The 11,346-nt window shown below is 52.2% G+C and carries 11 protein-coding genes and 1 pseudogene; 2 read left to right on the top strand and 10 right to left on the bottom strand.

Annotated features, from left to right (window positions below; translation table 11 throughout):
• A pseudogene (locus HZS80_RS22575) lies at nt 1-113 on the top strand (IS630-like element ISHsp2 family transposase); the annotation flags it as partial.
• Between the two features lie 132 nt (nt 114-245).
• Here the strand turns inward: HZS80_RS22575 and HZS80_RS22570 are convergent.
• From HZS80_RS22570 to HZS80_RS22535, 8 genes are all read right to left on the bottom strand, one after another.
• A complete protein-coding gene (locus tag HZS80_RS22570; protein ID WP_035556594.1) occupies nt 246-1,307 on the bottom strand; it encodes a D-TA family PLP-dependent enzyme in 1,062 nt (353 codons plus the stop codon).
• 60 nt (nt 1,308-1,367) lie between these two features.
• Nucleotides 1,368-2,216: an IclR family transcriptional regulator gene (locus tag HZS80_RS22565; RefSeq protein ID WP_179917387.1), complete on the bottom strand. Its 849-nt coding sequence runs from the start codon at nt 2,214-2,216 to the stop codon at nt 1,368-1,370.
• 51 nt (nt 2,217-2,267) lie between these two features.
• Nucleotides 2,268-2,657: a RidA family protein gene (locus HZS80_RS22560; protein ID WP_101148361.1), complete on the bottom strand. Its 390-nt coding sequence runs from the start codon at nt 2,655-2,657 to the stop codon at nt 2,268-2,270.
• 13 nt (nt 2,658-2,670) lie between these two features.
• Nucleotides 2,671-3,438, bottom strand: a complete 768-nt coding sequence (locus HZS80_RS22555; RefSeq protein ID WP_246362475.1) for an amino acid ABC transporter ATP-binding protein — start codon at nt 3,436-3,438, stop codon at nt 2,671-2,673.
• An 8-nt stretch (nt 3,439-3,446) separates the two neighbouring features.
• Complete coding sequence (locus HZS80_RS22550; RefSeq protein WP_035556599.1) at nt 3,447-4,109, bottom strand: amino acid ABC transporter permease; 663 nt, start codon at nt 4,107-4,109, stop codon at nt 3,447-3,449.
• A gap of 8 nt (nt 4,110-4,117) precedes the next feature.
• The gene (locus tag HZS80_RS22545) at nt 4,118-4,780 is read right to left on the bottom strand and encodes an amino acid ABC transporter permease (RefSeq protein ID WP_179917386.1); all 663 of its coding nucleotides are present in this window, start codon (nt 4,778-4,780) and stop codon (nt 4,118-4,120) included.
• 23 nt (nt 4,781-4,803) lie between these two features.
• Nucleotides 4,804-5,637 carry a transporter substrate-binding domain-containing protein gene (locus HZS80_RS22540; RefSeq protein ID WP_179917385.1) on the bottom strand — a complete coding sequence of 278 codons (834 nt, stop codon included), beginning with the start codon at nt 5,635-5,637 and terminating at the stop codon, nt 4,804-4,806.
• A 720-nt stretch (nt 5,638-6,357) separates the two neighbouring features.
• Entirely contained in the window at nt 6,358-7,212 is an 855-nt protein-coding gene (locus tag HZS80_RS22535) for a sensor domain-containing diguanylate cyclase (protein ID WP_179917384.1), read from the bottom strand.
• A gap of 184 nt (nt 7,213-7,396) precedes the next feature.
• On the opposite strand from HZS80_RS22535, the gene HZS80_RS22530 reads away from it, so the two are divergent.
• Nucleotides 7,397-8,683, top strand: a complete 1,287-nt coding sequence (locus HZS80_RS22530; protein WP_179917383.1) for an MFS transporter — start codon at nt 7,397-7,399, stop codon at nt 8,681-8,683.
• Between the two features lie 299 nt (nt 8,684-8,982).
• On the opposite strand, the gene rnk is transcribed toward HZS80_RS22530, so the two are convergent.
• Both rnk and gdhA read right to left on the bottom strand, forming a co-directional pair.
• On the bottom strand, nt 8,983-9,396 hold the full coding sequence (rnk, locus tag HZS80_RS22525) for a nucleoside diphosphate kinase regulator (protein WP_035556612.1): 414 nt from the start codon (nt 9,394-9,396) through the stop codon (nt 8,983-8,985).
• Nucleotides 9,397-9,506: 110 nt separating this feature from the next.
• Nucleotides 9,507-10,859, bottom strand: coding sequence for an NADP-specific glutamate dehydrogenase (gdhA, locus tag HZS80_RS22520; RefSeq protein ID WP_035556615.1), 1,353 nt, complete (start codon nt 10,857-10,859; stop codon nt 9,507-9,509).
• Between the last annotated feature and the right edge of the window lie 487 nt (nt 10,860-11,346).

Raw genomic sequence — 11,346 nt, 5'->3', positions numbered from 1 at the left:
TGAAGTACACCTGGCTGCCCTTGAGTGCCTATCTCTCGTTTGAACGTCTACGTGAAGAGGTACACCGCTTACTCGGTGGTTACGGAACTGATCACGCGATTAATTTTGAATAGGCACTTAGATGCCGGAATAGAGGAACAACTCTTGGCATCGCCGATATTCACCAGCCGCAGAATGAGCGACAGCGCATCATGAAGCCAGAGGCCCCTTTTCATTTTGGGAGGCGGTATCATCATTCATGGCCATCATCGCATATTCCCGCGTGACGTGATTTTGGCCTCCCGCTCGACGGTATCGCCGCGCACCAGGTAGACCATGTCGAACAGATTGGTGACGACACAGGCATGGTTCGGAATTACACGTACCGTGTCGCCGATTAATGGTTTATCCACGCAGGCGGAAAGATCAACGACCGCGTGTTCTTCGGATAGAGCGATGATCACAGCATTCGGATATTCCACCAGATGTCCGTAGCCTGTGTAAGGAGCCGGAACCGCATCGGCTGCCAGTGCCTTGGAGCCGGAATCGATTACTGCGCGATTTACGTTGGGGCGGCTGACCACCGTGGCTTTCACCGTTAACGCACAATCGTCGAGAGTCCCGACGCCGAAAGCGACTTGCATCCGGTCGGAATAGATGTAGGTGCCGGGTCGGTACTCGGTCGTGGCCGTTCCTTCGGCGGCGCGATACATATCGGGAGTGCCTCCGGAAGAGATCACCTTGGGCGGCAAGCCCGCCGACTCCAGCGCGGCCTTGGCTTTATGCAGCCATGCATCTGCTTGGGCGATGTTGCCCCTGGGTGGATACGTCATCAGCCCCCCGAAGGTCAATCCTGGTGCATCGTTAATTTGCTGGGCTAGCTCGACCGTCTCTTCTGGAGATTGCACACCACAGCGCCCCGCGCCGGTATCGCATTCCACTAGGACATTCAATGGCTTGGCTGCGCCGAACCGGGCGGCGTAACCCGCGACTGTATCGGTGCTATCGGCGGTAACTGATAAAGTCACGCGGGCATGTAAGTCGACAAGCCTGTCGAGCTTGGACGTGCCGATGATGTTGTAGGGCAAGAAAATATCGGTCAGCCCACCATCGGCCATTGCTGTGGCCTCGCCGATCTTCTGGCAAGTGATGCCGATTGCTCCTAGAGCTACCTGTTTCTGCGCCATTTCCGGAAGTTTGTGGGTTTTCACATGAGGCCGAAGAGGCAGGTCATGCATATCGGCATAATCCTGCGCGCGTTTCAAGTTCGCTTCGACCCGGTCGAGGTCAATTAGGACAGACGGAGTGTCGATATCGTTGATATGCATCAGCTAATCTCAGGAGAGTAATGGCATCGATGAAGGGTAAGTTTGTGATCATTCACAATTCTACTCATCATCTAAAGAGTGCCTTAAGTTGGCTGTCAGGTTATCTCGCAACTGGGCCTTAAATTTAGAAGTCTTAAAATTGGGCAGATGCGACAATCTCTTTCCAGCCTGAATGAGAGTTGCGCGATAAAGAGCATAGTTTTCCATCGCGTCTTGCTTGGGGGCGATGATGCAGACGGTGCTCTGGCAAATTCCTTCGGCATCTAGAACTGGTGCTGCAAAACAATGGGTGAAATTGTCCGCAATGCTGTCAAAAGAGAAAAATTGGTCTTTCCAGGCCGTCTGCACGTTTTCGACAAACTCTTGAGGATCAATAGGGCCCCCGTGGGGATTTATAAAGTCCTCAGGTGGAATCAGCGCTAAGATCTCCTCCGCCGAAAGGTTGCCGAGAAGCAAACGGCCCGACGCAGTCCAAGGGATGGGCGTCCGTTCACCGACATCAGCACTGATTCTGAACGGTCGGCTACCCTCGTTCATCATCGCTACGAAGTACTTATCTCGCTCGAGCATACATAACTGTGATGTCTCCCGCGTCTGATCCGTGATCCATTCCAGTACTGGTCGGGCAAGACCTATTATGTCGAAGTGCTTCAAATAGTTTAGCCCCCAGTAGTGCAGCTTGCGTCCGAGGAAAACCCGTCCTTCAGAGTCAGTTCGTTCCAGTAAACCCGCTGCCGTCAGCAAGCCGACCAGTTCGTATATGGAGGACTTTGGTGCCTCCATGCCGATTGCAATGTCGATGGGGCGTTGTGGCTCGCTGGTTGTGCAAAGGTAGTCGAGGATCAAGAAGGCGCGCTCCAGCCCGCGTTCCTTCGTTCTGGTGGGAGAGGCAGATTTCACATTGCTCATTCAGGTACCGGCCATTTCTTCGTTGGGTGTGCCCTCTGCAGGGCATTTTGGTCAGGTCGTCTTGCGAAAGGCAATGCAGTCAACTTCGACCTTGCAGTCGACGACCATTGCGGATTGAACACAGGCACGGGCTGGGGGGTGGTCGCCGAAGTACTGGGCAAAGATCTTGTTAAAACTCCAAAAATCGCGTGGGTCGTCGAGCCAGACACCTACTCGCATGATGTCAGCAACGCTATAGCCAGCTGCCTCCACTATCGAAATCATGTTGCTGATTGCCTGATGGGCCTGAGGAACAATTCCACCGTCAATCACCTCACCCTCTACCATCGGCGTCTGGCCAGAAACATAGAGCCAACCGTCGGCCTCTGTCGCTTTAGCAAATGGCAGCGCCTGACGCCCGGAGCCCTTGGATTCGTTTACACCGTATCTTTTAATACTCATGTTTTACCTTTATTCAAAACTTTGAATTTTTGAGGAATGCCGCTAGACGCTCCGACTTCGGGTTGTGGAAGAGTTGTTCGGGCGGGCCTTGCTCGCCAATGCGTCCATCCTGCATGAAGACGACTGTGTCCGACACGTCGTGAGCGAACTGCATCTCGTGAGTGACCAAGAGCATCGTCATGCCGTCGGAGGCGAGATCCTTGACGACTGCCAGTACCTCGCTGACTAATTCCGGGTCAAGCGCGGAGGTCACCTCGTCAAAGAGCATGAGCACCGGGTTCATGGCGATCGCGCGGGCGATGGCGACGCGCTGCTGTTGACCACCGGAAAGTTGGCCCGGGTAATGATCCTTCCAATTCTTCATGCCCACACGGTCCAGCCAACCCTCGGCGGCAGCGTAGGCCTCGTCCTTTGGTGTCTTGCGCGTTTTGATCAGACCCAGCATGACATTATGTATCGCGCTCATGTGCGGGAAAAGGTTGAAATGCTGGAAAGCCATACCAGTCATGGCGCGCTGGCGGGCTATTTCCCTTTCTTTAAGCCGGATGCGCCTACCTTTGTGCTGCTTGTAACCGATCTGTTCCCCCTCAACAGCGACGACGCCATCCTCATAGTCTTCCAGCAGGTTAACGCAGCGCAGCAGGGTTGTCTTACCTGATCCGCTTGAGCCGATCAGGCTCACGACATTACCACTTTGCATGGTTAGGTCGATGCCCTTGAGCACCTCGACCTCGCCGAACTTTTTATGCAGATTTGTGATTTCTAGAACGGGAATAGTCAATGTGAACCTCAGTTGGGCAGCGAGACTTTGCGCTCGACGAAGCGTCCGGCTTTTTCAATCGCAAAGTTGATAAGGAAAAAGACAAGTCCGGCAAAGAAATAGAGTTCGAGGCTAAGATATGTGCGGGAGATCACCTGCTGCGTCGCTAGCAATAACTCGACCACGCCGATGACCGAGAGCAGCGTCGAAGCTTTTACAATTTCAGTGGCAGTGGTCACCCAGGTAGGCAGGATCATTCGAAGTGCCTGCGGAAGGAGCACTGAGAAGAACGTTCCAAAAAATGTCAGTCCCACAGATTTCGCTGCCTCAGTCTGACCCTTGGGGATGGTCTTCAGGGCGCCTTGAACGATTTCTCCGACATGCGATGAACAGAATAGTGTGAGCGCGAAGACACCGGCTTGAAAAGCTGAAAGCTGAATTCCTACTATCGATAGAATATAGAAACAGGCAAGAATCAGTACGAAGACCGGCGTGCCACGCAGGAAATCAGAATATAGGCGTACGATGAACCTTAAGACTCTGTTTCCATATGAGAGGATCAGTCCGACGCCGACGCCGAGGGGCGTGCCCAGCAGGATCGACACAGCTGAAATTAGGATTGTATTGCCAAAGCCATCTAGAAGCGGCCAACGCGCCGACCAGATGGCATCAAGGGCTTGCATTATATCCATTCGGACACCTATTTCGGGATCGCCAGGCGGTTTTCGGTACGCCGCAGAATTGCGGCAATGATTGAGCAGGCGATAACGTACATAAGGCTTGCAACCAGCCAAGTCTCGATGACACGGAAAGTCTCCACGTTGATCTTGCGGGCGTAGAAAGTAAGCTCAGGAACGGCAATGACTGCAGCGAGCGAGGTATCCTTGAACAGAGAAATGAAGTTATTGCCGAGCGCAGGCAGAACGCGACGGAACATGACCGGAATTGTGATTAAAATCTTGGTTCGGAACTCGGTCAATCCGACTGTCAGCCCGGCCTCTCGCAGCCCTGGGGGCAACGAGACGAGGCCAGAACGAAAGACCTCGGTTAAGTAAGCACCTGAGTAGACCGAAAGCGTGACGATGAAGCTTTCAATTTTGCCAAGGTTAATACCGAACTCAGGCAGGGCAAAGAAGGTAAAGAGGATTAACACTAGGATCGGCGTGTTTCGAAATACCGAAACATAGACTGTTGCAGCCCACCGGATGGACCTTTTTTTCGATAGCATCGCAAAGGCTAAACACAGCCCGATTAGACAACCGATCGCGATGGATATCACGGCTAATACCAACCCCAGCCCCAAGCCGGAGAGCAAGATGTCAAAGTCTCGCCACACCGCTGCAAAATTGAAATCGTAGTCCATAAATCGCCCCAGGATGTCTTGTGTTATTTATACTCGATCGGAAAACCGATCTGGGGCGGGTCGAGCTGCACGCCGAACCACTCTTCAAAGGAAGCCGCATAGGTGTTGAATTCAACACCTGTCATCGCTTCGTGCAGAACCGAATTCACGAAGTTCAGCCAGCGTTGCTCGCCGGGCTTGACAGCGCAGCTATAGCTTTGGGGATTCCAGCCGTATCCCGCGTCGGAAAAGCGATCCGGATTCTGTGTCATGTACCATCTCAATGACGACTGGTCAGTCGCTGCTGCATCAGCGCGCCCCGAATTCAGCGCTTGGTACATCAAATCGACGCTATCGTACTGGTCGACCGTAGCCTCGGGCAGGGCGGCATGCACCATTTCCTCAGCATAAACGTTCTGCAGTACCGATACTGTGATGCCACTACCACCCGCCTTAAGCGCATCGTAATCGGCATATTCGCCGTCTGCCATCAGCATCAGGCCCACGCCTTCACGATAATAGGGGATCGTGAACTCAACTTGCTGCGCGCGGCCGGCTGTCACTGTCATGAATTGGCAGGCCACATCAACCTTGTCGGTCGCGAGGTTTGGGATTCGCGCATCGCCAGATTGGTTGACAAATTCGATCGCCTCGGAATCATCGAACAAGCCTTTGGCGATCAGCCGAAGCATGTCGACGTCGAATCCCACGAGATCATTGTTGGCATCCATGAAATGCCAGGGCGAATTGGTGCTTCCGGTTCCCGCAATTAGGTATCCGCGGTCGAGAACATCCTGAAGTTTATCGGCCTGAGCTGCGCTAGCAAATACGCTACAGACGAACGCAGCGGTACCGAGTTGGGTTAGGGGTTTGAACATGATTATGTGTCTCCTGGTTGGAATATTTCGTTATGTTAGATTTTGATATATTCCGGTATATTGGAAGCCAGATTATAATTACAGATTCAAATTAGTATTGGTTGTCTGAGCTTGTCAACTGTTATTTTCGGATGTGTGCTCACTGAAGTGCTTCGACTGCCAAGTCCGAAAGCACATAGTTTTAAGCAACTATCTAAGCCTTTCTCAGCTGAACAGCGCCGCCCTGACATTGCTGTCTCAGCGTTCGGCATGGACGTCGGGCCGTACTTAGCTAAGACTATTGAGTTCCTGTTGCGCCGGGTTCGCTAGACTATTTTTTGTGTTTGCTCGACAACGTTTAGCGTATATGCGATGCAAAAATATAACCTTAGTATGACTGCCCATTTTCAGTATTCTGTAGAGAACACGGAGATTTGTTTTCTATTAGGGCACCACAATGAAGGGAGGCATATGGTCATTGACTATGCGAGAGTCAGCACTCAAGAACAGAATCCCTACTGCAGAGCGACGCTCTTCAGGAAGCCGGCTGCGATCAGGTTTTCGAGGAGCGTGTCACCGGCTCCAAGCGGAGTTGCCCCGAGTTTGAGGCGCGCCTGCGTAACGGTGACGCTTTAGTGGCTATCGTTGACCGTTACGAAAGCTTCTCTTGCCTGAAATAGCATGTCCGTGAGGTGTTTCAGGATACGGTAGCGAATATCGGGTTGCTTTTTTGTATAGGCATTAGCGCCCGCGCCTTTTTACCTGATACATATGACTATCTGCATGGCTCAGTAGGGTGTCGGCGTCTTCGCCGTCGGTGGGGTAGCAGGCTAAGCCGATGCTGCAGGATGGCATTCTGACTTCGCCGAATTCAGCACCTAGCGGCGCGTTCATGACGGTGAGGATCTGCTCTACCTTTTCGGTGACAGCGTGCGTCGACTTAATGTCCGTTAACAACACCGTGAACTCATCACCGCCCATGCGGGCCACGGTATCCGTCTCGCGTACACAGCCTTCCAACCGTCTGGCTACTGTGCAGAGCACACGGTCACCCACCGCATGTCCATAAACATCATTGATGATTTTGAAGTCATTAATATCCAGAAACAGCAATGCCAGGTTGCTCTGGTAGCGGTGGGCCGTACTCAGGCCCAAGGAAAGGCGGTCATAGAAGAGCGCTCGGTTGGTTAGTTTAGTCAGTGGGTCATGATGGGCGAGGTAACGTAACTCCTCTTCGGCCTGCATAAGAGCCGTGACGTTTCGCGCGACACCGACTCGCACTCCCTCTTCCTCGTACCAGCGGGCAGACCACAGGATATGGACAATAGCGCCATCTTTACGAATATAGCGGTTGCGAAAATCGACGTGCGGCTTTCCGTGCATCACTCGCACAATGGAGTCCCGTGTGGCCGCTAGATCGTTGGGGTGCATGTAGTGGGTGATCAACGTGCCGATCAACTCGTGTGGAAGGTAACCGAGCAGTGACTCGCAGGCATCACTTATGAAGATGATCTGGTTGTCCTTATCCACCACGAAGACAGTGTCCAGCATCAGATGAATCAGTTTGGGATAAAGCGCTTGCAGGTCAACGGCCATAGGCTGGGATAATCCGGTTAGCGTTCCTCGACTATAAAACAATCGTGAAGAGGGACGATAGCCATTATATAGAAAACGACTTTGGTAAATGACTACCCATCTGCATTGCTCATCACGAAGGTTGCTATGACAATGAGCTAAGCAGAGTTCTATTCATGCAGCAAGCGGCCGTGGAGGTGACAGTATGAAGACATTGTCAAACATGGGGTTTGCCATCTTCGGTGCCGCGCTGGTCGCCATTAGTTATGGGCTGGCGCGCTTTGCATTTGGCCTGTTTGTACCTTCCATTAGCGCCGAGCTGGCGCTCACGCCCTACCTTATCGGGGTCATCGGGGCGCTGCCGTTTATCAGTTTCGTGCTCGCTACACTGGTCGCGCCGCTTGCCGCGCATCGTCTCGGTGCGCGTAACCTAGCAGTGCTCTCGGGTGGTGTCGGGGTTGCTGGCCTGGGACTGATCAGCCAGGCGTCAGGCGCACTCACACTCGGGGTGGGGGTGTTTATCTGCGGGATCTGCACCGGCTTGATGATGCCCGCGCTGACCGCCGCTATGCAGGCACTAGTGAGCCGGGCGATGCATGGGCGAGTCAGTTCGATCATGAACGCAGGTACCAGCATCGGGATTATCGTGGCGGTACCGACGGTCGTGTTCCTGTCAGATGCATGGCGCCTGACCTATACGCTCTTTGCCGTTCTGACCGGCATGGGCGTGGTGGCGGCATGGTACTTTATCCCGTCGGTATCAAGAGTAACGCCAGCCAGCGCGGCATCGCCGCCGCCAATCACCCGGTTGCAGTGGTCGCGGCTCACCCGGCTCTCGTTGTTCGCCTTCGCCATGGGCTTTGTTTCTTCTCCTTACTGGCTTTTCGCGCCAGACCTAGTGGTTACCCTTGGCGCGCTGCCCCCTGGTCACACCGGCTGGCTATGGTTTGCGGTCGGTATCGCCGGGCTCGGTGGTGCCGTAGTGAGTGATCTCGCCGACCGCAATAACCCACCCATCACTCAGGCATTGATGTTGATGATGCTCTCTTCAAGCTTGGTGTTACTGGCCGCTAGCCCAAGCCAGCTAGCGCTGGCGATGTTTTCCGCGATGGTCTTCGGGCTTGCCTACATGAGCTTAACGGGGCTGTACTTGATGACAGGTATCCGGTTACTGCCAGGGCGGCTGTCGATGGGGCCGGTGCTGCCCTTTATGGCCTGTGCGCTTGGGCAGGCAGTGGGTTCTCCGGTGGTCGGTGTGCTGGTCGATGGATTGGGCTATGCGGACGCCTTTGCGATCTTCGCCGTGATCGGCATCCTGGTGGCGTTTTTATCGCCACTCTATCCAGGTCACATTGACTACTGGGCCGAGGAGGAAGAGCCGCAGCCACTACCGGTGGAAGATACCGGCCTTCAGGCCGCCTACGATCACCAATTGCTGGGCGAAGATGGCGAACCCATTGTGCCCGGTACAAAAGCAACCAATACAGCCTAATCATTGCGTTGAGGTCTGCGTGATAAAGTGTAGCGAGTTATCACGCAGATAGCGTGCCGGGCAATACGGCCCTTGGTGCTGAATAGATAATGGTTGATGACCGTTAATTAACGATTCCCTATGCTGATTTAATATTTTATTAATATTTTTTTGTTCAAGTAAACGCACTTTCTTTTTCTATAACCCATTGGCATCACGCATTAGTGATGTTATAAATTTCAATTTTTCATACTTTATAAGTTTTTCATTAATACCACGAAGTTCTCTCTATCCGATACTAGCGAACTCTCTAGCGCGACTTATCGGTGGAACTGCTTTTCGCGTTCGGGCTGCCAATAAATGGCATCGATACGGAGCCGTGTTTCGGTATTGTTGGGTAATGGCCATTCGATGATGTCGCCCACCTTGAGGCCAATCAACGCCGCGCCAATGGGCGCCATCACCGAAATGCCGTCCGCTACGCTTTCCAGGGAGTGCGGGTAAACCAGAGTTCGAATCATCTTAAGCCCACGAGTGAGGTCGGTGAAGCGAACCTGACTATTCATGCTGACTACGTCATCCGGAATATCCTCTGGATCGCAGACTTCACCTCGTGCTAATTCTTCCTCAAGCAGTTGAGCTACGGCCATATCTTTATCGGATGCGTTGTCGATCAAGCGCTGGAGGCGTTCGGCATCCAGACGATTAATAATAATAGCAGGACGTTGTCCCATGATGACTCTCCTTAAAGCAATAAGTTTAAACCAATAAAAAACAGCCCTTCCCCAATAAAGGAAGGACTGCGTGCTTTTTACAGTATAAGCGATTTATAAAATAAAGACGATCAGGTGACGCCTTGTTCAATCATGGCGTCAGCCACCTTTCTGAAGCCTGCAATATTGGCGCCGAGTACCAAATTGGTTTTATCACCAAATTCGTCGGCGGTGTCGGCGCACTGGCGGTGGATATTGGTCATAATCTGTTTTAGTTTCTGGTCAACTTTTTCCAGAGACCACTGCTCCATGCTGCTGTTTTGCGCCATCTCTAACTGGCTGGTAGCGACACCACCTGCATTGGCGGCTTTGCCAGGCCCATAGGCGATTTTAGCGTTTAGAAACAGGTCGACGGCCTCTTTGGTAGAGGGCATGTTGGCCCCTTCACTAATACACGTGATGCCATTAACGAGCAGGGTTTCCGCATCACTTGCGGTCAGCTCATTCTGTGTCGCGCAAGGGAAGGCTGCATCGGCTTGAATATGCCATACGGCATGCCCACCCTGGGGGTAGTCACGTGCAGAAATGTAGTGCGCGTCAGGGTACTCATGCAGGTAGTCTTCTAAAGAGGTGCGCTGCACTTCTTTGAGCCGTTTGAGTAAGCCTAAATCAATGCCGCTTTTATCGTGGATAGTGCCACGTGAATCGCTGCAGGTGATCGGTTTAGCGCCCAGCTCGTACAGCTTCTCAATGGTATAAATCGCTACATTGCCCGCGCCGGAAACGAGGCAGGCTTTACCACGAAGCTCATCTCCTCGGGCAGCCAGCATGTTTTGCGCAAAGTACACCGCGCCGTAGCCGGTGGCCTCTTTACGGCCCAGCGAGCCTCCCCAGTTAAGCCCTTTTCCTGTTAGCACGCCTTCATAGTGCCCGGTGAGCCGCTTGTACTGGCCAAAGAGGTAGCCAATCTCCCGCGTACCTACGCCGATGTCACCAGCAGGTACATCGCAGTGGGGGCCAATATGACGGTATAACTCGCTCATGAACGCCTGACAAAAGCGCATGATCTCGTTATCTGATTTTCCTTTCGGGTCAAAATCAGAGCCGCCTTTCCCACCACCGATCGACAAACCGGTTAACGCATTTTTGAAAATTTGCTCAAAGCCGAGAAATTTTATGGTGCCTGAGGTAACACTGGGGTGGAAGCGTAAACCGCCCTTGTAAGGGCCAAGGGCCGAGTTGAACTGTACGCGATAACCTTTGTTGACTCGTACGCTGCCGGCATCATCTACCCAGCTTATGCGGAACATAATTTGCCGTTCGGGCTCGACTATCCGCTCAATAATGCTGTGTTGATGATAGTAATCACTCTGCTCGATTAACGGGCGTAGGCATTCGAGCACTTCTTCGGTGGCTTGGTAAAATTCTGACTGTGCAGGGCTGCTTTTATTAAGTCGTGTCAACGTATCGTGAACGTAGGGCATAGGGGCATATCATCATCGTTATTCAACAGAGTATTGGCTGGCCAGAGCGTTGGAATATTTAACTGGCAGCACTCTTCTGTGCATAGCCTATGCGTGTTCTGTATATGAGAAAATTATATAAAAATAAGACTAAAGTTTGATAGCGACCGGTTTTAAGCACTAATTTCTCAATAGCTGTTAAACGGTTATTAAACGATTTAAGGTCTTTTGTGAATCAAATTACTATGCAGAAAGCTAGGAGTGTTCAATTTAATAAAATAATATTTGAGATTATATAAATGTAAATCTTATAAGCGGCCGTAATGTATTAAGCGAACCATTAAAACTAAAGAATGTTGATTTATAGTTATAAGTTGACGTTGTCAATATCCTGAATCCGTGAGACCGGCCCCCAGGAATGCTTCTAACCTACTGAACTGCATGGCAATATAGCGAATATCGCCATTCACCCAGACAGTGCCATGCCCAACGTCAAGTTCCGCGCCAG

This window comes from Vreelandella glaciei (assembly GCF_013415125.1).
Classification (GTDB): domain Bacteria; phylum Pseudomonadota; class Gammaproteobacteria; order Pseudomonadales; family Halomonadaceae; genus Vreelandella; species Vreelandella glaciei.
Note: the sequence above shows the minus strand (reverse complement) of the source record. Positions and strands in the feature narration are given on the sequence as shown.